This is a genomic window from Microvirga sp. Mcv34, assembly GCF_024519725.1.
Classification (GTDB): Bacteria; Pseudomonadota; Alphaproteobacteria; order Rhizobiales; family Beijerinckiaceae; genus Microvirga.
In genome coordinates this window covers 44,299-70,296 of the sequence record NZ_JALJRK010000015.1, presented here as the reverse complement: position 1 = coordinate 70,296, position 25,998 = coordinate 44,299, and the positions used below count along the sequence as shown (strand labels likewise).

At 63.1% G+C, this 25,998-nt stretch carries 17 protein-coding genes; 6 read left to right on the top strand and 11 right to left on the bottom strand.

All coding sequences use genetic code 11. The features are described 5' to 3' along the window. Window positions 1-39: 39 nt before the first annotated feature. Together OC446_RS10770 and OC446_RS10765 are read left to right on the top strand one after the other, a co-directional pair. The gene (locus OC446_RS10770; protein WP_262029023.1) at window positions 40-1,914 is read left to right on the top strand and encodes a glycoside hydrolase family 2 protein; all 1,875 of its coding nucleotides are present in this window, start codon (window positions 40-42) and stop codon (window positions 1,912-1,914) included. A gap of 131 nt (window positions 1,915-2,045) precedes the next feature. Then, window positions 2,046-2,273: a hypothetical protein gene (locus tag OC446_RS10765; RefSeq protein ID WP_262029022.1), complete on the top strand. Its 228-nt coding sequence runs from the start codon at window positions 2,046-2,048 to the stop codon at window positions 2,271-2,273. Window positions 2,274-2,335: 62 nt separating this feature from the next. Here the strand turns inward: OC446_RS10765 and OC446_RS10760 are convergent, their stop codons facing one another. The 3 genes from OC446_RS10760 to OC446_RS10750 form a co-directional block, all read right to left on the bottom strand. Next, window positions 2,336-3,571, bottom strand: coding sequence for an NAD(P)/FAD-dependent oxidoreductase (locus tag OC446_RS10760; protein WP_262029021.1), 1,236 nt, complete (start codon window positions 3,569-3,571; stop codon window positions 2,336-2,338). A gap of 47 nt (window positions 3,572-3,618) precedes the next feature. Continuing rightward, entirely contained in the window at window positions 3,619-4,641 is a 1,023-nt protein-coding gene (locus OC446_RS10755; protein ID WP_262029020.1) for a 4-hydroxyproline epimerase, read from the bottom strand. 78 nt (window positions 4,642-4,719) lie between these two features. Further along, entirely contained in the window at window positions 4,720-5,646 is a 927-nt protein-coding gene (locus OC446_RS10750) for a dihydrodipicolinate synthase family protein (protein ID WP_262029019.1), read from the bottom strand. A 127-nt stretch (window positions 5,647-5,773) separates the two neighbouring features. Between OC446_RS10750 and OC446_RS10745 the strand changes: the two genes are divergently transcribed. Further along, a complete protein-coding gene (locus OC446_RS10745; RefSeq protein WP_262029018.1) occupies window positions 5,774-6,484 on the top strand; it encodes a GntR family transcriptional regulator in 711 nt (236 codons plus the stop codon). A gap of 33 nt (window positions 6,485-6,517) precedes the next feature. Here OC446_RS10745 and OC446_RS10740 read toward each other — a convergent pair whose 3' ends face one another. The 3 genes from OC446_RS10740 to OC446_RS10730 all read right to left on the bottom strand — a co-directional run bounded on the left by OC446_RS10740 (window position 6,518) and on the right by OC446_RS10730 (window position 17,299). Beyond that, window positions 6,518-7,828 (bottom strand): HlyD family type I secretion periplasmic adaptor subunit, encoded by a 1,311-nt coding sequence (locus OC446_RS10740; RefSeq protein WP_262029017.1) that lies wholly within the window; start codon window positions 7,826-7,828, stop codon window positions 6,518-6,520. Then, entirely contained in the window at window positions 7,825-9,585 is a 1,761-nt protein-coding gene (locus tag OC446_RS10735; protein ID WP_262029016.1) for a type I secretion system permease/ATPase, read from the bottom strand. Before OC446_RS10735 ends, OC446_RS10740 begins: the two co-directional genes overlap by 4 nt. A 148-nt stretch (window positions 9,586-9,733) precedes the next feature. Then, window positions 9,734-17,299, bottom strand: a complete 7,566-nt coding sequence (locus tag OC446_RS10730) for a peroxidase family protein (protein ID WP_262029015.1) — start codon at window positions 17,297-17,299, stop codon at window positions 9,734-9,736. 495 nt (window positions 17,300-17,794) lie between these two features. Here OC446_RS10730 and OC446_RS10725 point away from each other — a divergent pair, with 495 nt between their 5' ends. The 3 genes from OC446_RS10725 (at window position 17,795) to OC446_RS10715 (ending at window position 20,646) form a co-directional block, all read left to right on the top strand. After that, complete coding sequence (locus OC446_RS10725; protein ID WP_262029014.1) at window positions 17,795-19,114, top strand: sensor histidine kinase; 1,320 nt, start codon at window positions 17,795-17,797, stop codon at window positions 19,112-19,114. Continuing rightward, entirely contained in the window at window positions 19,098-19,760 is a 663-nt protein-coding gene (locus OC446_RS10720; protein ID WP_315986493.1) for a response regulator transcription factor, read from the top strand. The genes OC446_RS10725 and OC446_RS10720 overlap by 17 nt, the downstream gene beginning before the upstream one ends. Window positions 19,761-19,980: 220 nt before the next feature. Then, the gene (locus OC446_RS10715; protein WP_262029013.1) at window positions 19,981-20,646 is read left to right on the top strand and encodes a LuxR C-terminal-related transcriptional regulator; all 666 of its coding nucleotides are present in this window, start codon (window positions 19,981-19,983) and stop codon (window positions 20,644-20,646) included. A gap of 42 nt (window positions 20,647-20,688) precedes the next feature. Here OC446_RS10715 and OC446_RS10710 read toward each other — a convergent pair whose 3' ends face one another. The 5 genes from OC446_RS10710 to OC446_RS10690 form a co-directional block, all read right to left on the bottom strand. Further along, the gene (locus tag OC446_RS10710; RefSeq protein WP_262029012.1) at window positions 20,689-21,408 is read right to left on the bottom strand and encodes a ribonuclease activity regulator RraA; all 720 of its coding nucleotides are present in this window, start codon (window positions 21,406-21,408) and stop codon (window positions 20,689-20,691) included. 15 nt (window positions 21,409-21,423) lie between these two features. Further along, window positions 21,424-23,160, bottom strand: a complete 1,737-nt coding sequence (gene araD, locus OC446_RS10705; protein WP_262029011.1) for an L-arabinonate dehydratase — start codon at window positions 23,158-23,160, stop codon at window positions 21,424-21,426. A gap of 52 nt (window positions 23,161-23,212) precedes the next feature. Beyond that, window positions 23,213-24,076 (bottom strand): ABC transporter permease, encoded by an 864-nt coding sequence (locus OC446_RS10700; protein ID WP_262029010.1) that lies wholly within the window; start codon window positions 24,074-24,076, stop codon window positions 23,213-23,215. Between the two features lie 11 nt (window positions 24,077-24,087). Next, window positions 24,088-24,849, bottom strand: coding sequence for an ABC transporter ATP-binding protein (locus OC446_RS10695; RefSeq protein WP_262029009.1), 762 nt, complete (start codon window positions 24,847-24,849; stop codon window positions 24,088-24,090). A gap of 67 nt (window positions 24,850-24,916) precedes the next feature. Next, window positions 24,917-25,924, bottom strand: a complete 1,008-nt coding sequence (locus OC446_RS10690; protein ID WP_262029047.1) for an ABC transporter substrate-binding protein — start codon at window positions 25,922-25,924, stop codon at window positions 24,917-24,919. Window positions 25,925-25,998 lie beyond the last annotated feature (74 nt).

Below are 25,998 nucleotides of genomic sequence, written 5' to 3'. Positions count from 1 at the left end.
CTCCTGCCCGGCAGCGACAAAGCATGAAGCGGATGGGATATGACCGAGACGATCACCCCTGCCGACCTCCATCCTCGCCCGCAACTGCGTCGTCATCGTTGGACCGACCTGTGCGGACCCTGGGGCTTCGCTTTCGACAACCAGGACGAGGGGCTTGCGGAACGCTGGTTCGAGCGGACGGATCCCTTCGACCGCGAGATCCTGGTGCCTTTCGCGCCCGAGAGCCAATTGTCAGGTGTGGCCGAGACAGGTTTCCATCCGGTGGTCTGGTATCGCCGCGAAGTAAAGGTTGAAGAGGCCGATCGCCGGGATCGGCTCGTCATCCATTTCGGCGCCGTCGACTACAAGGCCACGGTCTGGGTCAACGGACGCATGGCGGTCGAGCACGCAGGCGGGCAGACGCCGTTTTCGGCCGACATCACCCCCCTGCTCGATCCCGGCGAAAGCCAGGTCATCGTGGTTCGCGCCGAGGACGAGCCGCGGGATCTCCAGCAGCCCCGAGGCAAGCAGTACTGGGAAGAACAGCCAGGGTATATCTGGTATCACCGCACCACGGGCATCTGGCAGCCCGTCTGGCTGGAGCCGCTCCCCGAGGTCGCTATCGCCGAACTGCGTTGGACGCCGGATGTCGACCGATTCGGCGTCGGACTGGTCCTGCGCCTCGACCGCAGGCCTCCCGCAGGCTGGCATGCGCGCGTTCAGCTCAAGGGGGACCGACCGACCCGCATTCTCGCCGACGATACCTATCTCCTCTCAGGCCGCGAGCTGCGGCGGGACCTTCTCCTCGATATCAACGATGCGGCGATCCGCCGGCGTCGCACCCTGCTCTGGGCGCCGGAGCACCCGAACCTCATCGAGGCTCAGATCGAACTGATCGACGGGAACGGCACCGTCATCGACCGCGTCGAAAGCTATTTCGGCCTGCGCCGCATCGAAGCCCGCGATGGACGCTTCATCATCAACGGCATTCCCACGTTCCTGCGCCTCGTCCTGGCGCAGAACTACTGGCCGGATTCCCTCCTGACCGCCCCGGATGCGGATGCCCTCAAACGCGAGGTCGAGCTGGCGCAATCTTTGGGCTTCAACGGGGTCCGCATCCACCAGAAGCTGGAGGATCCGCGCTTTCTGTACTGGTGCGACCGGCTCGGCATGCTCGTCTGGAGCGAGGCCGCCAATGCTTACGTCTACTCGGACCGCGCGGCTGAAATGCTCACCCGCGAATGGCTGGAGGCCGTCCGCCGCGACTACAACCATCCGTGCATCATCACCTGGGTTCCCCTCAACGAAAGCTGGGGCGTCCCCGACCTGGACCGCTCGGCGCAGCAGCGCAGCTTCGTGAGCGCCCTCTATCACCTCACCCGGGCAATCGATCCCACCCGCCCAGTGATCGGCAACGACGGCTGGCAGCACGCGGTCGGCGACGTCTTCGGCGTACACGATTATGCCCCCACCGGTGATATGCTGCGGGAACGCTATGCCGACCGGCAGACCATCGCGCGCACCTTCCGGGAGGTCCGCCCGCACCATCACCCTCTCCTGGAAGAAGGGGCCGTGATCGACGATGAGCCCATCGTGATCAGCGAGTTCGGCGGCCTCGGTTTCGTCCCTCAGGCCACCGAGGATTGGTTCGGCTACGGCCAGTTCGCAAGCCCGGAAGCCCTGCTCGCCCGCTATGAGGAACTCGTCGATGCGCTGCTCGCCTCCACGGCATTGGCCGGGTTCTGCTACACCCAGCTCACCGATACCGCGCAGGAAACCAACGGCCTTCTGACCATCAATCGCGAGCCGAAGTTCGAGGTCGAGCGCCTGCGCGCCATAAACGGCCGGCCATCGAAAGCGGTGCCGAGTGAGATCCTCGATGTGCTGATCAAACAGGCCGTCGAGCGGCGGCGGCGCGAGCGCGGTCAGGAATAGATTTACGCCGCGTTGGAATGCTGGGACGCCTCGCAGGCGATAAAGCCCTCTGGCTTGACCGGAACCTAGCGCTCCACGGATGATTGCCCATATGGACCCGATAGACGCCTCAGCCACGGAGCGCCGCCTGAATGCCCATTCCTCTGCCGAACCAGCCTTATCCGGAGCCGACGCCCGCGGATCCCAATCCGGCACCCGTGAGCCCGCCGACGCCGCCCGAGGGCCCTCCGTCCGAGCCCATCGGCGTGCCCCCGACGACGCCCGGAGACATTCCGCCCCCTGGGGAGCCGATCGGCGTGCCGCCGACATCGCCCCCTGAAATCCCCGTGACGCCGACCACGCCCCAGCCGACGGCTTGACGCGGATCAGGCGGGATCGGACGAGGGATTGTCGCTCCTGAATTTTCTAGGGAGAGGCCTGCTCAGAAGCGTTGTGCCGAATAGGGCTTAAGGTCAATCTCGCTGGGCATCTCGTCGATGAGATCCGCTACCAGCCGCGATGTGACGGCCGCCTGGGTCAGGCCGTGATGGCCATGGCCGAAGGCGTAGACGATCCGACGATCCCGTTTGGAAGGGCCTATCACCGGCAGGGAATCCGGAATGGATGGACGAAAGCCCATCCAGCGTCTCGCCTCCTGATCGGCCTTGAAATCGGGCAGAAAACGCCTGAGCCGCGCAATCATCGCCGATGTCCGGTCATGATTGGGCTTGGCCTCCAGCCCCGCGAACTCGACGGCGCCGCCGACCCTGTCCCCCGTATCGAGCGGCGTCGTCACGAAGCCCTCGCCTTCGAACATGACGGGGCGGTCAAGGCCGAACGATCCCTTGGGATAGGTGGCATTGTATCCGCGCTCGGTATCGAGAGGGACGCGGTCGCCCAGCATCTCCGCCAGCGGCCGGGACCAGACCCCCGCGGCGATGACGACCTTGTCGGCGACGATTGCGTCGTCTGCCTCTTCCGCCTCGATGCGGATCGCCGCATCGTCCGCCTTCACGGCCCGGGCACGAGCGGCCACTTGCCGTGCGCCACGTACGAGAGCGAGCCGTTTGAGATCCGATGCCAGATGGGCAGGATCGGAGATGTGGCACGCTTCCGGAAAGAGCACGCCTGCTTCGACATTATGCAGCGCAGGCTCCAGGCGTGCGAGTTCCTTCCGGTCGAGGATTTCGACGCCGATTCCGAGGTCACGCTGACGATCGAGAACGTCCTTGGAGCGCAGAAAAGCCTCATGCTGTTTCCAGACAGAGAGAATGCCCTTCTCGCGCAAATGTGCATTGAGATCCAACGAGGAGAGCAGACTCTTCCAGGAAGGCAAGGCCTCTGCGTTGATGGCCCGGATGGCCGCCATGCTGGCCTTGATCCGCAGGGGCGACGATGCCAGCACGAAGCGCATCAGCCACGGCGTCAGAGCGGGAAGATAGGCCGGCCTGATGGAGAGAGGTCCCAGCGGATCCATCAGCCAGTTCGGAAGATTCCTCCAAACTTTGGGAGAGGCCAGAGGCATGACGTCGGTATGGGCGATCCAGCCGGCATTGCCGTCCGTCGGTCGCGCGCTCTGATCGCCCGGATCGACCAGAATGACGTCATGCCCCCGGTCCAGAAGGGCATGGGCGGCTGCGAGGCCGACGATTCCAGCTCCGACGATCGCGATCCGCATCGTGCACCCATTCAGGAGAAGTTTGGTCCGCCGCTGACGCTCTCGCCTCAGGCGTGGGAGGGCCGATCCACGACCTGGAACCCTTTTGCGAAGGGATCGCGGTCGTCGATGATGATCGTATTGAAGCCCGTCACGCGCGCCCATCCTTCGATGGAGGGAATGATGGCATCCCGGTCTCCGACCTTTGCCCGCCCCTCGATGCGGCCGACGAAGGTGGATCCGATGATGCTCTCATGGACGAACGCATCGCCCTCCTTCAGCGCGCCACGCGCCGCGAGATGGGCCATGCGGGCCGATGTTCCCGTCCCGCAGGGCGAGCGGTCGATGGCCTTGTCGCCGTAGAACACGGCGTTGCGGGCCGTCCCGCCTTGGGTCTGCGCGCGTCCGGTCCACAGGACATGCGTCAGGCGGTTGATATCCGGGTTTTCTGGATGAGCGATCCGGTAACGCGCATTGAAGGCCTCTCGCAGCTTCGGGCTCCAGCGCAGGACGTCCGACGGATCGATGTCCGCCAGGTCGGAATAGAGCGGCTGCGGCTCGACGATGGCGTAGAAATTGCCGCCATAGGCGACATCCACCATCAGGTGCCCGAGCCCGTCCACTTCGACCTCGTAGCCGGTTCCATAGAGGAACGACGGAATGTTGGTGATGCGGACGCGCTCGATGAAGGGACCGTTCTGCTCATAACGGGCCTCGACCACGCCGGCCGGCGTGTCGAGACGCAGGAGCCCCGGTGTCTTGGGATGGATCAGGCCGTTCTCGAGGGCGATGGTCACGGTCCCGATCGTCCCATGTCCGCACATGGGGAGACACCCGGACGTTTCGATGAACAGAATCCCGACATCGCAATCGGGGCGCGTCGGCGGATAGAGGATCGAGCCGGACATCATGTCGTGCCCGCGGGGCTCGAACATCAGACCGGTCCGGATCCAGTCGTATTCTGCCAGGAAGTGCTGGCGGCGCTCGAACATCGTGCCGCCCTTCAACTGCGGGATGCTGCCGCCGGAAACCACGCGGACCGGGTTTCCGCAGGTGTGGCCGTCGATACAAAAGAAGGTGTGGCGTGCCATCGCTGCACTCGCTGATCGTGGGGTCGACAATGATAGAAGAGCGGGCGAAGGAGTTCAAAGCCCTTCGCCCGTTCTCGATCAGGCGGCGGATTTCAGGCCGACATCGGGAAGCACCGGACGGTTCTTCAGCGCCTTTTCCATGAGCGCCTCGACGTCAGCGCGTTCCTCGGCGCTCAAAGCAAGACGCGGGGGCCGCGTCAATTCCGAACCACGGCCCATGATTGCTTCGCACAGCTTGATGCATTGCACGAGATCGGGGCGGGCATCGAGGTGAAGCAGCGGCATGAACCAGTCGTAAAGGGCGCGTGCCTCTTCGTAGCGCTCGGCTTTCGCGAGCCGGAACAGGGTCTCGCCTTCCTGCGGAAAGGCGTTCGACATGCCGGAGATCCAGCCTTGCGCGCCGAGCATCACGCTTTCGACCACCACGTCGTCAAGGCCTGCGAACAGCACGAAGCGATCGCCAACCATGTTGCGCGTGTCGGTGAAGCGGCGCGTGTCGCCGGAGGAATCCTTGAAGCAGACGATTGTCTCGCAATCCGCCAGGGAAGCCAGAATGTCCGGCGTCACGTCGTTCTTGTAAATGGGAGGGTTGTTGTAGACCATCACCGGCAGATCGGTGGCCTTGGCGACGCCCCGGAAATGCGCGGCTGTCTCATGCGGCTTCGAGGAATAGACGAGCGCGGGCATGACCATGACGCCGTCGAGGCCCACGCGGGCAGCCTCCTTCGCGACCTCGCAGGCGAACGGGGTGGTGAATTCGGCGATGCCGGCAATCACCGGCACCCGGCCGCGGGAGACATCCTTCGCGGCTTCCATGACGGCCACCTTTTCAGAGCGGCTGAGCGACGTGTTCTCGCCGACCGTTCCGCAGACGATGAGCCCGGAGACGCCGTCCCGGATCAAGCCGTCCATCACCTTGGCCGTGGCCTCGATGTCCAAGTCGTAATTCGCCTTGAACTGGGTGGTCACCGCAGGGAACACCCCTTCCCAACCGATCCTCGCCATTTCGCCCTTCTCCCAATCTGGACATTTAATGCTATTATTGTAGATTGTATAAAATCTACGTTGTCAAGCCAAACTCTCGGGATGCTGCTATGGAAGCGTTCTTGGAACTTCAGTGATAGTTCGAGTCATGACTCTTGAAAGCAAGCCCTCCCCTAGGACCGCGCAGAAGTCCCTTCAGCATCGGACGATTGCAGCGGCCGTTGCGGAAAGTCTGCGCGAGCGGATTCTCGATGGTGAGTTCAAGGCAGGGTTTCCGTTGCGGCAGGATGCCTTGGCGGCCGAGTTCGGCGTGAGCCGCATTCCGGTTCGGGAGGCCCTGATGCAGCTCGAGGCCGAGGGGCTGGTCAAGATCCTCCCCCATCGCGGTGCCATCGTGTCGGAGCTTTCGACAGAAGAGGTTCAGGAGCTCTTTGCCTTGAGGATGCTCCTCGAGCCCCGCCTCCTGGAGGCCTCCGCCCGGCAGCTGACCCCGGGCGACTACGAGCAGCTCAACCGGATCCTTCAGGAATACAGCGCCGAACTGCGTGCAAACCATGTCCGGCGCTGGGGCGAGCTGAATACGCAGTTCCATATGCTGCTGTACCGTCATGCCGAGCAGCCGCGCACCTTGGCGATCGTGGCCAACCTCCTGCAGGAATGCGACAGGCATACCCGGCTGCAGCTCTCCCTCACGGACGGGATGAAACGCGCTGAGACCGAGCATGCAGCGCTCGTGCGTCTCTGCGAGGTCGGACAAGTCGCAGACGCCTGTGCTCTTCTCAGAACGCATATCGAGGATGTGGGGAAATCCCTGCGGACCTACATCGAAACTCACCAGAGGGTCGATGCGGGCCGTTGACCGGAGTCCTGCGACTCCGGTTCGGGCAACCTATTATTCCTCGCGGAATGCCTTCGCCATGTTGTCGGCGATGGGCTTCGTCAGATACGAGAAGACCGTGCGGTAGCCTGTCTGGATGAATCCTTCCACGGGCATGCCGGGCATCAGCTTGAGAGCGCCGAGGCGATCCCGCTCCCCGTCGGCGAAGGCCACCCGCACCGGGTAGTACTGGATGCCCGAGCGCTGGTCCGTCACCAGATCGGCCGCGATCAGGCTCACCCTGCCCTTGACCTCCGGCGTGGTGCGCTGGTTGAAGGCCGAGAGGCGCAGGACCGTGTCGAGCCCGGGACGCAGCTGATCGATGTCCTGCGGAGAAACCTTCACTTCGATCGAGAGCTCGTCGGACTCGGGAACGATCATCATCAGAGGTTCGCCCGCGTTGATGACGCCGCCCACCGTGTGGACCATCGACTGATGCACGAACCCATCCTGCGGCGCCCGGATGTCGATCCGCTTCAGTTGATCCTCGGCGGCAACGCGGCGCTCGACGAGTTCGGCGATCTTGGCCTGCACTTCACGCAGTTCCTTCGAGACCTCGCTTCTGAGATCCTGCTCGATCTGCAGGATCTGGAGCGCCGTCTCGCTGATCCGGCCCTTCGACTGTGCGATGTTCGAGATGAGCTGACCACGCTCCCCGCGCAGGCGCGTCTCCTCCCGTTTGAGCGCCGTCACGCGGGTGATCGGAACCAGGTTCTTGCGCCAGAGCTGCTCGACGCCGCTCAGCTCGCTTTGAATGAGCTGGATCTCGTCGGCCTTCGCGGCCGCCTGGAGATCGAGGCCGTCGATCTGCTCCTGCAATTGCGCGATCCGCTCCTTGAGCTGCGCCTTCTGCCCTTCGCGGGCTTCGCGGCGGGACTCGAAGACGCGGCTCTCGCTTCGCGTCAGTTCGGCGATCTCGGTCTCGTCGAGACGGCTTCTGAGGGCCGCAGGAAAAGTGATGTCCTTCCCTCCATCCCGCTCGGTTTCGAGGCGGCCCTGACGGGCCGCGAGTTCGTCGAGGCTCTTGGACACCATGGCGAGGTTGGCGCGCGCGACCGTCTCGTCGAGCCGGATCACGATGTCTCCCGCTCGAACGCGGTCGCCGTCCCGGGCATGGATCTCGCCCACGACGCCGCCGGTCGGATGCTGGACTTTCTTGACGTGGCTGTCCACCACCACGGCGCCGGGCGCCACGACGGCTCCGGACAGTTCCGTCACCACGGCCCAGCCGCCGAGTCCTCCGACGAGGACGAGAGCGGCCGACAAGCCGAGCAGCGTATGACGGCGAATGGATATGCGGGCGCTTGCTTTCGGTGCGGGGCTCATGAGGCAACTCCCAGATCTTCGACGACTTTCAAGGGTGTGACGGGAGTGGCCCGCGGTTCCGATTGCTGTGATGCCGGCACGGGGCGTAGAACCCTGCTCAGCACCTCCTCCTTGGGACCGAAGGTCTGCACATGCCCTTCGCCCATCACGAGGACCATGTCGACACCGGCAAGGGCGCTGGGCCGGTGCGCGATCACGATCACCACACCTCCACGGGCCCTGATGCTCATGATGGCCGCCGTCAGCGCCTGCTCTCCCTCGTTGTCGAGATTGGAGTTCGGCTCGTCGAGCACCACAAGGAACGGATTGCCGTAGAGAGCGCGCGCCAGGGCGATGCGCTGCCTTTGTCCGCCCGACAGAGAAGCCCCGGCCTCACCGACCTGCGTCTCGTAGCCGTCCGGAAGCTGCAGGATCATCTCGTGCACATTGGCGAACTTGGCGGCCTCGATGATGGCCTCGGGCTTCGGATCCGGATCGAACCGCGCGATGTTCTGCGCCACGCTCCCGGCGAAGAGCTCGACATCCTGCGGCAGGTAGCCGATGTGGCGTCCCAGATCCTCCGGCAGCCATTGCTCGAGCGCGGCTCCATCCAGACGCACCTTGCCCCGCCATGTCGGCCAGACTCCGACGATCATGCGGGCAAGGGATGACTTCCCGGATGCGCTCGGCCCGATGATGCCAAGCCCGCTGCCGGCATTCAGCTGGAACGCCACATCCTGGATGGCGAACCGTTGGCCGCCCGGTGCGCCGGTTCCGGCATTCTCCACGGAGAGAACGGATCGCGGCGCCGGCAGCTGCAGGGGCGCTTCGGTGCGCGCATTGGATTCGAGAAGCGTCTTGAGCCGGTGCCACCCCTGGCGGGCGCTCACGAAGCCTTTCCAGTTGGCGATGGCGAGTTCGACAGGCGCCAAGGCCCGCGAGGTCAGGATCGAGCTGGCGATCATGATGCCACCCGTCGCCTGGCCGTCGATGACGAGATAGGCGCCGAGAGCCAGAACCGCCGATTGCAGCAGCATTCTCAGCACCTTCGACATGGCGCCGAAACCGCCAGCCACGTCGGATGTCTTCTGCTGATAGGCCAGATATGTGGCATTGGCCTGGCCCCAGCGGGTCCCGATCCGCTGCGCCATGCCCATGGCATGGACGACCTCGGCGTTTCGGCGCGCGCCGTCGGAGATCCCGTTCCGGACCAGGGCGGCGCCGACCGCGGCCTTCGAGGCCTCCCGCGTGAAGAACTCGGTCAGCAGAGTGATGGCGACGAGGACGATCGCACCGCCCAGAGCGACGGCCCCGAGCCACGGGTGAAACGCGAAGCAGATGAACAGGTAGAGCGGCATCCACGGCAGGTCGAAGAGCGCCGACGGCCCGCCTCCGGCGAGGAAGGCCCGCAGCTGATCGAGATCCCGCAGGGGCTGCTGCCCGTCGCCTTCCGCCTTGCCATTGATCGGAGCCGCGAGCTGGCCCTGAAACACCTTCTGGCTCAGGTCTTCGTCGAGCGCGGCGCCGACCCGGGCGAGGATCCGGCCCCGCACCATGTCGAACAGGCCCTGGAAGAGGTAGAGCACGACGATGATGATGGAGAGCCCGACCAGCGTCGGGATGCTCCGGCTGGGCAGGACCCGGTCGTAAACCTCCATCATGAAGATCGAACCCGACAGATAGAGCAGGTTGATCAAGCCGCTGAGCACCGCGACGCCAAGGAAGGCGCCACGACAGGAAGCGACGATACTGAGACGGGCTTTAAGCGGATTGGTCATCGGCGTTGCCTCGGAAGAGCGCACCGGCTGCGGTGCTCTGCTTCGACATCGGGAAATGTGCAGCAGTGAATGGGTATGGGATCCCGCCGGGAGTATTTTGGGGGGCTAACGCTCCCGGCGGGACCATCGCGATCTCAGACAAACCGCATCAGAAGATGAAGTCGCTGTTGTCGAGATCGGATGCGTTGACGCCCTTCAGGATGAGGACGTCGGAACCGTGCGAGACCATCGCATCGTGGCCCATCTGCGCCACATTCAGGTCGGACACTTTGTCCACCCCGACAAGACCCCTTGCGTCGATCCTGTCCTGACCGTTCCGGAAGTCGGTGACCGTATCCCAGCCGCCGTTCTTCTCGAAGACGAAGGTGTCCTGTCCCGAGCCGCCGGTCAGCCTGTCGTTGCCGGCTCCTCCCTTCAGCAGATCATTGCCCGATCCACCGGAGAGTTTGTCATGCCCGGCCCCACCGTGGAGGCGATCGTCGCCGGCCATGCCTTTGAGCACGTCGTTGCCCGATCCGCCCTTGAGGACGTTATCCCCGGCATTGCCCGTGAGACTATTGTTCAGGGAGTTGCCGGTGCCGTTGATGTTGCCCGATCCGGTCAGGACGAGCTTCTCCACGTGAGTGCCGGCAAGGGAGTAGGACACGCTGCTCCTGACGGTATCGATGCCCTGGCCGCTGCGCTCGATGACCCGGTCTCCGGCGCTGTCGACGACGTAGACATCGTTGCCCCTGCCGCCTTCCATCCGGTCGTTGCCGGCGCCGCCGTCGAGACGATCGTTGCCGTCACCACCGATCAGACGGTCGTTTCCGGCATCGCCATAGAGCTTGTCGTGACCGCGCCCGCCGTCCAGCTTGTCGTTGCCTTCGCCACCCTTGAGGCTCTCGCTCCGCGAGGTGCCTTTAAGGACGACGTTGGCAGGCGCCTCCGGCTGGGTCGGAGAGATCGGGATCGGATTGCTCGGGCTCTCCGGCACCGTTGGCGTGACGGGATCCGCTGGCGGGTTCGGTTGCGTCGCAGTGTCCGGGTTGGTCGGTACCTCGGGCTGCGTCGGCGTCTCAGGCTGTGCCGTCAGCGGGACTTCGCAGAGGCTCGGCCTGCGTCCACCCTCGCACCGGAAGGTCACCCGATGGACGCCGGCGGTGATCGTCGTCGAACCGTCCTCGTTGTCCTCCCACTCGTACTCGTCCGCCTTGCGGCCGGGTTCGAGTTCGATCACGTCCTGCTCCCGCAGCGTCCCGATGATGGTATCGTTGCCGCCGTTGGAGCGGAACAGGATCCGGTGCGCCGAGGTGAGCTGGGAGATGTCGACCGTATCGGCGTCGCTGGTTCCGTTCACCGTGATGGTGTTCAGCGCCAGGCTCGTCCCCGTGAAGTCGCCGATGACCTGGACGGTGTCGTTCCCGCCGGCATTGCCGCCGACCGGCCCGCCCGGCACCGTGACCTCGCGGGTCCCGATGACGATCTCCTCGATGTTGTCGAGCTCGGCGATGACGGAGGTGTTGCCGTTCACCGTGCGGGTGATGACGATCTCCGTGGCGGCGACGAGATTGGTGATACCCGCCGCGATCGCGGCATCGCGGGAATACACCCGGAAGGTTTCGGACAGGCCGCTTCCGTTCACGTCGAAGGTATCGACGCCATCCCCGCCATCGACGAAGTCGCGCCCATCCTGAGAGGTCTCGAACGTGATGCCGAAGATGGTCGTGGAGGTCGCATTCCAGACGATGGTGTCGTTTCCGCCACCGGCCAGGATCGTGTCGTTTCCGGTATGGCCGTCGAAGGTGCTGCCGGACCCGTCACCGATCAGGATGTTGTTTCCTGCCGTCCCGTCGACCGGGTTCGTGTCCCGTGTCACCGTGACGCTGGCCGTGTCGGTACGGACCGGGCTCCCGCCATCGCTGACCGTGTAGGTGAAGGATCCACCGGCGGTACCGGTATCCGTGAAGGTCACGGAGCCGGGATTCGCCGTCAGCGACAAGTTGCCGAGGCCGTTCGGATTGCTGACGGCCGTGATGTCCAGCGCCGGACCATCCGGATCCGTGTCGTTCGACAGCAGCACCCATTCCGGAACCACGATCGGGCCGTTCACGATGTTGGTGATGATCGAGTCGTTGTTCGCGTTGACCGGATCGTTGACGGCGATCACGTTGACCGTGGTCGTCGCGACGTTGCTGTCCAGGACCCCGTCATTCACCGTCACCTGGATGACGCGGCTCCCCGCGACCGGACTGTTCGAGTCGTTGTCGAACGTTACCGCCTGGATCGCTCTCTGGTAGGCGGCGAGCGAGGCCGCGCCCGTCAGGTTCACGGTGATCCTGCCCGCCACCGAAGTGTCGATGGTGGCGGAGATTCCCGGAGGCAGCGTGCCGATATTGAGCTCGTCCGCCGCCTGGGCGTTCGTCAGCACGATCCGGGCCGACACCATCTGGGCCGCATCGTCGACGATCCCGGGATTGCTCGCGATCGCGACCGCCGCGCCGCCCTCGGTGAAGGAGGTCGCATAATTCACGCTCGGAGCGGCGGCTGGGACCAGGACGCTGACCGACAGGTTGTCGATGTTCACGAACTCGTTGGCCGCGTTGATGCCCGACGCCACGAAGCGGATCGCGGCACCTGCCGTGAATGGCCCTGAGATATCGAAGCCCCGGTTTCCACCGTTGGTGGTCCCACCGATGGTTTCGATCAGCGTCCACGCCGAGCCATCCCGGGAGAACCAGACCTGGACCTGCTCACCGTTGTCCAGCCCCTGCTCGGCAACCGAATAGGTCAGCCGTGCCGTGGCGACACCCGAAAGGTTGAGGCCACGCTGGATGCTGGCGCCGTCACCCTGATCGAACCGCAGGACGCCACCCGTGATCTGGATCTGCCCGCTGGTCGAGGTGGCGCTGCCGTCATCGTCGGTCTCGACCCAGTTGCTCGCCCAGGGACGGGAACCGTCGGACCGGCTGTAGGATGCCGTGGTGAAGTTGTCCGCATGGTTGCCGCCGGCGTCGAAGGCATGGAGCGACAGCTTCGGCGGGGTCAGGTTCACCTCGCCGTCGGCGAAGCGCAGCTTCTCGATGTTGAATAGTCGGTCGGTTCCGTCCGAGACGCGGTTGTTGCCCGTGGTCGGATCAGTCTCGACCGTCACCGTCACGTGCTGGACGGTGACGCTGCCGTCGGCATTGCTCGTAATGGTGTAGTTCGCCCGAAGGTCGCCGTAGACCGCCACGTCGATGGCGCTGTTGTCCAGGTCGCCGTCGACGATCTCACGGACGATGCTGAGCTGGCCCGGGTTGAGGGTCGCGGTGAGCATCAGGGCGTCGAGGGTCTTGCCGCCGAACTGGGCGACCGCTCCGACTTTCGGAGCCCCGTAGGCATAGTCGGATTCCAGGTAGACCTTTTCGGTCATCCCGTCGGCCGTGTAGACGACGCCGTCCTTGACGATCCGGATCCGCACGTTGAGCCACTTGTCGCCGTCGATGATGTCGTCGCCGGCAAAGCCCTTGATGGTGTCGCTGCCGCCGCCGCCGAGAATGATGTCCGCAGCCTGCGAGGTATCGAGCACGATCAGCTCGGGATTGCCGTTCTTGTCGAGCACCGGGTTGCCTTGCGCATCCACCACCGGGATCCGGGTGCGGTGCGCCACCAGCTGGTCGAGGCCGTCGATCAGGTGGACGTTCTTCTGCAGCAGGTCATTGGAGAAGGATTCGAGCGGCGAGTTCGGTCCCGGGATCGCGGCCGTTCCCGTCGCTTCCGCCCTGGTGTTCACGGCAGCGACACGCCCGGTGAGGATGTCGTTGTGCTTCCACCCCGACAGGCCCTCGACGAGATCGAAGCGGTCGCGGAGGATGAACGCCTCCTGGTTGTCGAAGATCGGGATGCCGAGGTCGGAATTCGCCGCGACGGCATCGCCCTTGTGGATCGCCCAGTCGAAGCCGGCCATGCCGTTGTTGCGCTGGATGCCCTCCCCCTGGAACATGATGTCGTCGCCGGATTCGGCATCGTAGTCCGTATCGCTGGCGCCGCCGTTGAGAACATCGTGGCCGATGATGGTGGAATTGAAGAACAGTTCCGAGTTCTCACCGGCGATGACGTCGAAACGGGCGCCACCCTCGATCCAGTCGTCGCCCTCGTTGCCGAGCAGGAAATCACCGCCGTCGCCACCGAGGAGGAAGTCGTTGTCCGCTCCGCCGAAGACCTGCTTTCCGTCCGGTCCCGCGATCAGGAAGTCCTGGCCCTGGTTGCCGAAGAGAAGAGCGAGGCCGCTGCCGCCCTGGATGACGTCATTGCCCTCCTCGCCATGGAGCTTGTCCGTCATGCCGATATCGGTGCCGGCATTCGTGATGATGTCGTCGCCCTTGCCGCCATGGATGATGTCGACGCCGTAGCCGGCCTCGATGGTGTCGTTGCCCTCATAGCCCCAGACGGTGTCGTCGCCTTCGCCGGCCACGATGTAGTCGTCCTCCGCCGAGCCGCCCATGACCACATGGTCGGTGCCGTTGTAGATGAGAACATCGTCGTCGCCGTCGCCGTCGAGGTCCTTGCGCACCACCAGAGGCGTGAGCGCCTGGAGGATGGGGTTGTCCCAAAGCGGATCGGCACCGATCTGCTTCGACCGGATGATCTCGAGCGTGTAGGCGGGCGTCGCGAAGATGTCTCCCGGAAGCGCCGTCCGTCCCTCGTCGCCGAGGTCGGTGTTGCGCATGATGATGTCCGTCATCGAGTTGTTTTCAAGCTCGTTGAGGAGGTTCAGTCCCTGGACGCGGGAGAGATAGTAGAACCGGTCGGCGTCCTGGAGGCTTTCCAGTTGCGCCTCGAAGACGAAGGAGAAGGTCGAGCCGAGCATGCCGCCGAAATCCATCTTCTTCTCGGCAAGGCCGCCGATCCAAAGGTCGATATCGTTAAGGCCAGAATTCTGGGCGGTCCATGCGCCCGTCGCGTTGAGGAAATCGAGACGATCCGCCGGAGCGCCGTTGCCACCGAGAACGAGAAGCGTCGCCGCGGCCCGTTTGGCCTCGAGAGTGGCCGCCGCCTCGATCAGCGGGTGCTTGCCGTAGGCCGCGATGAAGTTGATGATCGACAGCGAATTCTGCAGGTTGAGGGCGAAGTCGGTCCAGCTCACATAGGGCTTGAGCTGCGAATCCTGCCCGGACATCTGGTAGAACTGCGCCCGCGCCTCGTTCAGAGACGGCAGACCGAGATCGCGGCCGCGAGCGATGTTCAGGGCGGCGAGGTCGAGCGGGATGCCGACGAGCTGGTTGCGCAGCACGTGGGTGACGAATTCGTCGATCTCGTTGCCGTGCTGACGGGACATGCCCCGCATGATCGCGCCGGCCGCCTGCTCGTGGTCGAGGGTCACATTGCCGTCGGCATCGGTCGCCCCGAAGGCCAGCGGGTTGAGGAACCCGTCGAACAGCTTCATCGAGAACGGGTTGCCGTTGGCATCGATGGTGTCGATGTTCTCGTTGAGCATCGAGTGGCCGAAGCGGTATACGGCCTGGGCGAACTCGGCGAAGATCGCCGGGTTGATGTCGACCGACGGCTCGAACACGAAAGCGTCCACGTCGGGCTGCATCTTGCGGGCGAATTCCTCGAAGACGAGGTGCTGGTACTCCATCTCGTTCGTGAAGCGGGCCGCCTGGAACAGGCGCTCGCCGTCCCATTGCAGGGCGTCGATGATCGCGGGATCCGTGGGGATGGCCGAAACCGGCACACGCAGCCACTCGTTCAGGAAGGCTAGATCGCCGCTGGAGAGGACCACCGACTTGACTTGGTCGACGAGGTGGTTGTGCTCGGAGTGGAAGACGTGGTGGATCGCCGTCAGGCCGACATTCTCGTTGCCGCGGCCGTCGCCCGTGATGTAGTGCGCGTCGAGCAATTCATTGTCGTAGGCCGTATTCGAGCCGCGCGAATTGACGAGCCCGGTCGTGCTTCCGTCTGCATTCGCATAGCCTAAGGCGCTGTCGCCGTCCTTCTGCAGAACGCCCCCGACGATGACGGGCACCGCCGCGTGAGCGATGTCGTCGAGGAAGGCATGCCCGGTGAGGACCGCGTTCGCGAGGTTCACCGGAGCGTTCGGCGTACCCGAGATGACGATGTCGTCCGACGTGTTCGGAATACCGTCAGGGCCAAGGCCGACGATGACCTGCGCAAAGCCCGTCTGAGGATCGGGAATGAAATTGCCGTAGGGGTCCGTACGCAGCAGCGGAACCTTGCCGACATTGGCGTCGGTCAGATCGATGCCGAGCATGGTCCGCGCCTGCTCCTTGACGTCGGCCCAGGTGGCAAGGCCCCTGTCGCCGTCGAGCAATCGGCCGGTGGCAACCGTCCTGCCGCTCGCATCGGTCGTATATTCGCGCAGGAACACCTGGTGCGAGGCATGCGAGGTATAGGTCTGGTTCTGATCGACCCAGGGCGTAGTCACGTTGACGGTACCGCCGTCCGCATCGCGACTTGCACGGGTCATGACCATGAAGTTGGTGTGCGGCGTCGCCGGGTTGTAGAGCGGATCATCCGGCGAGAGCGGGATGTAGACCGTGCCGCTGCCGCCCTTCGAGATCAGATCGAGGCCATGGTCGAAGAACTGACCGAAGAGGGTGAACAGCGAATTGTAGGGCGCGGAATCGCCGATGTCGGGCGACACGTTCGGGATGAGGACGGTATTGCCGTCCATCACAATTCCCTTCTCGGCCAGGAGATCGGCCAGCGCGGTCTTCGCCGCATCGACGGCGGCCGTGGCTGACTGAGCATTCGTCTGGCCGGTAGCCAGGCTGTCCTGAGCCGTCGAGAGCTCCGCGTTCTTGGTCGCCAAGGTAGTCTGGGCGCTCGCAACCGCACCGGCGGAGGCATCGGCCGTCGCCTGCGCATCATTCTTGAGCTGCTGCTTGTCGCTCAGGACCTGCTGCACGACGAGCAGGTTGTCATTCGCCTCGTTGAAGGCGGACAGCTCTTCCGGCGTGACGCCGCCCTTGATGAGTTCATCGAAAATGGCCTTGGCTTCGTCGAAAGCCGTCTGTGCCGTGGCGAGTTCGAGCTGGGCGGCCGCAAGAAGGCCCTGGTTCGTCTGGTTCAGCTCCTGGGCTGTTGCCAGAGCGGCTTCGGCTTCTGCCACAGCCGTCGTCGCTGCGGCAACGGTATCCTGGAGCCCCGCAATGGCGCCGGATGCCGACCCGGATTCTGCAATGGCGTCGGAAATAGCCGTGCGGGCATTCTGGATCTGCTGGATGGCAGCCATCTGGGCCGCGCCCGTGATGCCGGCATAGGTCAGCGCTGCCCCGATGGCGGCGGGATTGTCGAGGGTCTGATCGGCGACGAGATTGGAGATCAGGCGAGGATCCGCGTCGACGACGGTGCCCGGCTCCAGCATCGGCGACCCCGTCGCCGATCCGGGCGTATAATTGTTGTTCGTGAGCCATACCGGATTGGCGGGCGTGCCGAACATCATGGAGTCGTCGCCCTCGTTCAGGTAGTCGGGGCTCGCCATGTCGGGAAACGGCTGATCCGCTGCGCCCCAGGTCTCACGTCCCTCGACAAGGTTGTTGTAGGTGCCGTCGACCGTCCGCAATCCGTAGGGCAGCAGGAATGCCTGGGTCGGCGTGGTGGCGGCATTGGGATCGAAACCTCCCGCTTCCGCCACGAGGTCCGTCAGGTTCTCACCGTCGGCGTGCCTCTCCGCAATCTTGATCTGCTTCAGGATGAACTCGAGATCGTGCTTGACCAGATTCACCATTGTCGTCCCCTCCAAGTCGTCGCCGCAATGTTGACGGCACCTGGACACATTCTGGGCAAATTAAGGGGCTCTTAACTATACGGTCTGAGGTCCGAATCCGGCCCTTCATCCCTTGGTCCGATCAGGGTCTCGACGCCCACTCGGACTATGGTCGGTCAGCCGACCAAGGTCTGATCTCGACCCCGCATCGCATAGGGGAATGGGCGAAATTCTCCGCCTTCCGAGTCCATGCCCGACAACGGGTCCCACGCTCGCAGGGTATGTCCGCCGGTCAGAATCTACCTCTTCGGGATAGTCTTTACCCACGAGGAGCCTGAGCCCTACCTTAGAACGATCTCTAGATCCTGACGCTATAGGAGCAGGCAACGGTCCAGGGCCGGGGGGATCGTGGCTGTGCGTGTTTTCGGAAACCTTGGGTTCGGAGGAAGATCAGGGGCAGGACGTCGGAAGAGGAGAAGTCTCGCCAGACAGTTCCTCCTGGTGGCCTTCGCCGTCATGCTGACTGGCATGTTCGCCATGGGCACTCTCGTCTCATGGCAGATCGAGAAGAGCGTCGCCGAGGTCAAGGCCGCATCCACGGCACTCTATATCAACACCTTCATCGCTCCACATCTTCAGGATCTTGCAGGGGGTGTTCTCTCGCCCGGCAGCATCCAGAGCCTCAACCAAGCGATGGAAAGACCCGATTTGCAGGCGAGCATCACCGCCGTCAGGGTCTGGAACCGCGACGGCGTGATCGTTCACAGCGGCGAGCCCGATCTCGTCGGCAAAAGCTTCACTCCTCCGGCAGCCTCTCGAAGGGCCTGGTCCGGAGCGATCGCTGCGGAATTCGACGACATTCCCGGTGACGAGGAAATCGCCGAGCGCTTCAGTGGGCTTCCCCTCCTCAAGGTCTTCGCTCCCATTCGGAATTTCGAGACCGGCGAGATCATCGCCGTCGTCGAGTTCCATGAACGCGCCGAGAGGTTGAACTCCGAACTCGTCGCTTCGGAATGGAAGACCTGGCTCGCGACCGCCTTGATCACCCTGAACATGATGGGTTGCCTGTTCGTGATCGTCGCCAACGGCAGCAAGACCATCGACAGACAGCGTGCTGCGCTGAAGGAGCGCGTCTCTCAGCTCTCGGAACTGCTTCGGCAGAACCGGACCCTGCAGAACCGCATCGAGCGCGCAGCCCAGAAGGCGACGGAAGACAATGAGCGTCTGATGCGGCGCATGGGCTATGATCTGCATGATGGTGTCGCACAGCTGATCAGCCTCGCGTTGCTGCGGCTCGACCGGGTCCAGGGAGGAGAAGGCGACCGTGACAATCTTCATAAGATCCAGAAGGCCCTTGTCGATGCGCTCACCGATACACGCAACATCTGCAAAGGCCTTCTTCTTCCCGAGATCCAGACGCTGACGCTCAGGGATGCGTTAATGTTCATGATCCGCCAGCACGAGCGCCGAACGGGGACGACGATCTCCTGCCGGATCGTCGATCTCCCGGACAACGCGCCGCAATTCGTCAAGATCGCGCTGTGTCGCTACGTCCAGGAGGGTCTCAACAACGCCTTCAAGCATGCCGCCGGTCAGGAGCAGCAGGTCGAAGTCAGCTGGGACGGGGCGACTGTGACCGTCGAAGTTGCGGACAAGGGACCGGGCATATGCGATGAGAGCCTTGCTACGAGCGAGCCTCGCCTGGGACTGGCCAGTCTCAAGGACAGAATTGAAAGCATTGGAGGAGCATTGAGCATCAAGAGCATTCCTGGCAGTGGAACGCGCATCCAAGCGTCGCTGCCTTTGGTCAACACCGGAGATGCGGATGCAGCCTAGAATTCGCGTTGGAGTTGTCGACGACCATCCTCTTTACAGGGATGGGGTCGTGTTCGCCTTGGAATCGGAGCCTGACATCGAGGTCGTGGGACAGGGGGAGAGTGCCCAGGATGCACTTCAGATTGCCCAGGACCATTCTCCGGACGTTCTTCTTCTGGATATGAACATGCCGGGTGGGGGCATCAATGCGGTGTCGAAGATCGCGCAGCGCTGTCCGACGACCCGGACCCTGATGCTGACCGTCGTCGATGATGAGGATGAAGTGCGGAGTGCCTTGAGGAAAGGAGCCAAAGGATACCTCCTGAAAGGCACGGGAAGCTCGGAGCTGGTGAATGCGGTCAGGTTGATTTATCGGGGCCAGAACTACGTCTCGCCGAGCTTCGCAGCCCAACTCATCATGTCGAGGGGCGCCGGAGAAAGCCCTTCTCCAGATACGATACGGCGGTTTCCCGAACTTTCCGACCGTGAAGAGCAGATCCTGATGCTCATTCTTCAAGGCCTCAGCAACCGATTGATCGGTGATCAGCTCGGGCTGACAGAGAAGACCGTCAAGGGGTACGTCACGTCCGTAATGGATAAGCTGCAGGTCCGCAATCGCGTGGAAGCGGCCATGTTGGCCTCGGAACGCATCTCCGAAAAACGATAAGCACCAGGGCGCCGCGTCCCGTCATCTGGCTTGTACCCCTTCGGAGATAACACGTAAGGGGATTACAGGGCCATATCTTGTCACTTCATAGATATTGCTGGATGCAACCGTGGGTCCATATTCTGAGAGCATGACGGGGCTCGATGAGGGCACCATTGATCACATGAGAGTTGGCTGCTGAGTTTTTGGCAGCACACCATATTGGAACTGGGGGGCTCCAATGACGGAACAGGTTCGCGTCGGCGTTATCGACAGACATCCGCTCTTCCGGGACGGAGTGACCCTCGCCCTGAACGCGCAACCGGACATCAAGGTTGTAGCCCAGGGAGCATCGGTCTGGGATGCGATCGATATCGCCCAGAGAGACGCCCCCGACGTGATCGTCCTCGATGCCGGCGTCCTGGATCGCAGCATGGGGGCGGTGGAATCGATCCTCCAGCACCATCCCGCCATTCGCATCGTCGTCCTCGCCGATGCGGCGGACGAAGAGCAGGTCTACAGCGCCTTGAAGCGTGGGGTCCTCGGCTACCTGCTGAAGGGCACATGCGGGAAAGAGCTGGTCCAGACGGTACGGGTGCTGCGTCAGGGGCAGAATTTCATCTCCCCCAGCCTTGCCGCAAAACTTCTCATGGCATCGGGCCCGTGCGGCGTCGGCGAGACGAAGGGCTCGGGCACGCTTCCCCCTCTGACTCCGCGCGAGCAGCAGATCCTGTCGATCCTGGTTCAGGGACGCAGCAACAAGGAGATCGGCAACACGCTTGAACTGAGCGAGAAGACGATCAAGCACCACCTGACCAACATTCTGCAGAAACTGCGCGTTCGCAATCGGGTGGAGGCGGCTCTTCTGGCCTCCAACCACCTTCCGCAAAGGGTACTCGCGTCTTGACGATGCGGCCTTGAAAAGGCCTCCGCATCGAGGGGCGATTGTCTATCGTCCCCTTTCCCTGCGCCAAGCCGCAAAGTCGGCGTGGGTCCGTTCGTCCGTTGGCGGATAGAGGCCCAGGATGGAGCGGCCCTTCATGACTTCTTCCTGCACGAAATCCTCGAACGCGGTCATCTCCACCGCCTCGCCGGCGATCTCATCCGCCAGATGAGCCGGAATGACGACAACACCTTCGCCATCACCGACGACCACGTCACCGGGCCACACCGGCACATCACCGCAGCCGATCGGAACGTTGATGTCGAGCGCCTGATGGTGCGTGAGATTGGTCGGAGCGGAGGGACGGTTGTGATAGGCCGGGATGTCGAGCCGTGCGATTTCGGGCGAATCCCGGAAGCCGCCATCGGTCACGACGCCGGCGACGCCCCTCTTCATCAGGCGCGATACCAGGATCCCGCCTGCCGAAGCCGCACGTGCATCCTTGCGGCTGTCGATCACCATGACTGCACCCGGCGGGCACTCCTCCACAGCCTTGCGCTGGGGGTGGGAGCGATCCTGGAACACGCTGATCGGGTTCAGGTCTTCGCGGGCGGGAATGTAGCGAAGGGTGAAGGCCTCACCCACCATGTTTCCCAGGTCAGGGTTGAGCGGGCGGACATCCTGGATGAACTGGTTGCGCAGGCCACGCTTGTAAAGTGCGGTACATAGCGTTGCGGTGCTGACGGCCCTGAGCTTCTCGCGGGTCTCCGGTTTCAGCGTGGTCATGATCCTCTCCATATGTCAGTAGATGGCGGGTTCGCCGGTGGGCGCACCGAAACTCGTTTCCAGGAAGTCGAAGTCGCAGCCTTCGTGGGCCTGCTTGATGTGCCGCGTAAACATCCAGCCATAGCCGCGCCCGAACCGCGGTTCCGGACTGATCCAGTCGGTACGGCGGCGCTCCAGCTCTTCATCTGAGACATCGAGGCTGATGGTTCGCGCCGCCACATCCACCGAGATCATGTCACCGGTCGTCACCAGAGCCAGCGGGCCTCCGATATAGGCCTCCGGCGAGACATGAAGAATGCAGGCGCCATAGCTCGTCCCACTCATGCGGGCATCCGACAGGCGCAGCATATCGCGCACGCCCTGCTTCACCAGCTTTCTCGGGATCGGCAACATGCCCCATTCGGGCATGCCCGGCCCGCCCTGCGGGCCGGCATTGCGCAGGATCAGGATGTGATCGGCGGTGACATCCAGGTTCTCATCGTCGATGGCAGCCTTCATGGACGGGTAATCGTCGAAGACGAGGGCCGGACCCGTGTGCTTCAGATAACGCGGGTCGCACGCGCTCGGCTTGATCACGCAGCCATCCGGGGCAAGGTTCCCTTTCAGGACCGCCAGCGCACCTTCGGCATAGATCGGGTTCTCGATGCCGCGGATCACATCATCGTTGAACACCTCCGCCCCGGCGATGTTCTCGCCCAGGGTCCGACCGGTCACGGTCGGAGCGTCAAGGTGAAGATGATCCTTGATCCGCGTCATCAAGGCCGGCAAGCCGCCGGCATAGTAAAAATCCTCCATGAGGTACTTGTCGCCGCTCGGCCGCACATTGGCAATGACGGGCACATTGCGGCTTGCCGCCTCGAAATCGTCGAGGCCGATCTCCTGTCCGGCCCGGCGCGCCTGCGCGATCAGGTGAATGATGGCGTTGGTCGAGCAACCCATCGCCATGGCAACGGCAATGCCATTCAGGAAGGCTTCGCGCGTCTGGATCCGACTCGGCGTCAGGTCCTCCCATACCATCTCCACGATGCGCCGTCCGCACTCGGCGCTCATGCGGACATGGTTGGCATCGGGCGCCGGGATCGACGAGGCTCCCGGCAAGGTCATGCCGATCGCCTCGGCGATCGCCGTCATCGTGGAAGCCGTGCCCATCGTCATGCAGGTGCCATGACTTCGGGCGATCCCCGCTTCCATATTGAGCCAGTCCGCATCCGTAATGGTCCCGGCGCGGCGCTCGTCCCAATACTTCCAGGCATCCGATCCGGATCCCAGGATCTTGCCCTTCCAGTTGCCGCGCAGCATCGGCCCGGCAGGCAGGTAGATGGCCGGCAGCCCCGCACTCGTGGCCCCCAGGAGCAGCGCCGGCGTTGTCTTGTCACAGCCGCCCATCAGGACGACGCCATCGACCGGATGTGAGCGCAGCAGCTCCTCCACATCCATCGCCAGCATGTTCCGATAGAGCATGGTCGTCGGCTTGACATATTGTTCGGCCAGAGAAATTCCCGGAAGCTCGACCGGAAAGCCGCCGGCCTGAAGCACTCCCCTCTTCACGTCATCGACGCGCAGCTTGAAGTGAGCGTGGCACGGATTGATGTCGGACCAGGTGTTGAGGATGGCGATGACAGGGCGTCCGACCCAATCCTCGGGAGCATAGCCCATCTGCATCATGCGGGAGCGATGCCCGAAACCCCGCAGGTCATCGGGCGCGAACCAGCGCGCACTCCTGAGAGCCTCAGGCGTCTTTCTATCGGTCATGGTGTCGATACTCATTGAATGAGATGGAACATGGAGGGCTTCGAGCGACGGCTCAGTTCTGGAGGCCCCACTTCCGAATGGTCCTGCGCTCGATCGTTCTGAAGATCAGGTTCTCGACCGTAAGACCGATGATGATGACGGTCAGAAGTCCTGCGAAGACGGATGGAATGTCGAGCAGGTTGCGGTTCTCGAAGATGAACCAGCCCAATCCTCCCTGCCCCGAGGAGACGCCGAAGACGAGTTCCGCCGCGATCAGCGTGCGCCAGGCGAAGGCCCAGCCGATCTTCAAGCCGGTCAGGATCGATGGGAAAGCGGCGGGAACGAGAATCTTGAAGACATAGGACAACCCCTTCAGGCCATAGTTCCGCCCGACCATGCGCAATGTCTGCGACACACCGAGGAAACCCGAATGGGTGTTGAGGGCCACGGCCCACAGGACCGAGTGGATGAGGATGAAGACGAGGCTGCCATTCCCGAGCCCGAACCAGATTAGCGCCAGCGGCAGCAAGGCGATGGCGGGCAGCGGGTTGAACATCGCCGTCATCGTTTCCAGGAAATCCGTTCCGATGCGGGTATTGATGGCAAGAATGGTCAGGACGGCCGCGATCACGACGCCCGATACATAGCCCATGAGGAGCACTTTGAGCGATGTCCACGCCCGAAGCGGAAGCGTTCCATCGGCGACCCGGTCCGCCAGGGTGACGAGGGTATCGCTGAGCGTCGGAAAGAGAAGCGGGTTATCGAGATACCGGCCATATGCCTCCCAGACGATGCCGAGGAAGATGATGATGACCGTCTTGCGGACGAATCCATTCCCCCAAGCCAGCTCGAGGGCGCCGAGCTTGCGCTCGACCTCGCCCGTATGAGGCCGCGCCGCTCCCGTATCGGCGCGCATTACGATCTGTGCATTGCTCATGAGCGCCATCCCTAATGTACGGCTTCGTCCGCGAAGAGAAGATCGTGGATATGCTTTTCAAGTTGTCCGGCACTGCCATCGGTCGGAGAGACGCGGTCCACGTCGTTCACTTCAGCCTTCACGCGCCCCGGGTGAGGAGACAGCAGCAGGATTCGGTTGCCGATCTTGATGGCCTCCGCAATGGAATGGGTGACGAACATCACGGTGAACTTCGTGTCCTCCCAAAGCTGAAGAAGCTCATCCTGGCAGGTTCTCCGCGTGAGCGCATCAAGGGCGGCGAAGGGCTCGTCCATGAGCAGGATGTCGGGTTCCATCGCCATGCCACGGGCAATGGCGACGCGTTGCTTCATGCCGCCGGACAGGGTGTGCGGATACGATTCGATCGCACGGGTCAGATTGACCTTCTCGATATAGGCGCGCGCCCGGTCCTCGGCCTCCTTGCGCGGAAGCTTGCGCGCCACGAGCAAGGGGAACATGACATTCTCCAGAACCGTCTTCCACGGGAGCAGCTGATCGAACTCCTGAAAGACCATCATGCGATCGGCTCCAGGCTCCGTAACCTCACGGCCCTTGATCCGGATCTTGCCTTCACTCGGGCTCATATAGCCGCCGACCGCCTTGAGAAGCGTGGACTTGCCGCATCCGGACGGCCCGAGCAGAACGAAACGATCGGATTGATTGACCTGGAAGCTGACCCTGTCGGTCGCCGTCACGAGGACGCTGGGCGTCTTGTAGCGCAGCGTCACGCCACTGACATCGAGAAGAGCGGACATGCATCGATACCTGAAAAGAAGAATGGATGTGCGCCCCTCCCCTTGCGGGGCGCACAGGCTCGTTTCGTCAGCTGCCGTTGAGATCGTGCGCGATCGGCAGGTAGAAATCCTTCCAGGATTTGGGCTGGGTCTTGAGCGTACCGATCTTGTAGAGGTGCTCGGCAAATTTCATCGTGCCCTGCGGCTCGAGGTTCCATTCCATCATGCCTGGCTCCTTGAGCCATGCGAGCAGATCGTCTGAACTGGTCTTGTCGCCGGTGATTTCCTTATAGATCTCCACCGCCGCCTTGGTGTCTTTACGAATGAAATCCTGCGCCTCCTTCGACGCCGCACGAACGGCTTCGATGATCTTGGGATTGGCCTCGGCAAACTTCGTCGTCGTGAAGAACTGGCCCTGCGTGAGCGGCCCTCCGATGATGTCCGGCGACTGCAGGATGATGCGCGCGTTCGGGACGGTCTTCATCTCGATGTACTGGAAGGGCGGCGCTGCGAAGTGGTTCTTCACCTCGTGCTGAGGATTGCTCATGGCGACGACCGCGTCCGGATGACCGAGCTGAACGGTGTTTGCATCGAGCTTCGACCATTGGTCCGCGCCGAACTCCTTGGCGCTCGCCATCTGGAGAAGGATCGCCTGGGTCGAGACCTTCACGGTCGGCACGGCGATCTTGTCGCTGGGGCCGAAATCTTTCAGGGATTTGATCTTGGGATCATGTGTGACGAAGGCCAACGGCAGGGCCGACGATGCGACGATGCCCTTGACCCCGCCTTTGGTCCGGTCCCAAAGGAGGAGCAGATTGCCGACGCCGGTATTCACCATGTCGACGCCGCCGGACAGCAGGGCATCGGTCTGTGCGCCGCCGCCACTGAAGGTGATCCACTTGGTTTTCAGCTCTGGCAGGCCGAGCTGAGCGGCATGCTTCTCGATCAGTTGCTGCTTCTCGATGATATGCGTCGGCAAATAGATGATGCCGGGCTGGCGGGTGATGGAAACTTCACTCTTCTGCTGCGCCGAAGCGGAGCTGGCCATCGCAACCAGACCGACGGCGGCTGCTACACCGGCGCACAGGCGCCACATCTGCTTCTTCATGGTGTTTCCTCAAGAATATGCTCCTCTTGTCGGGAGCCTTGTTGGGCACGTTCCGGCTACTG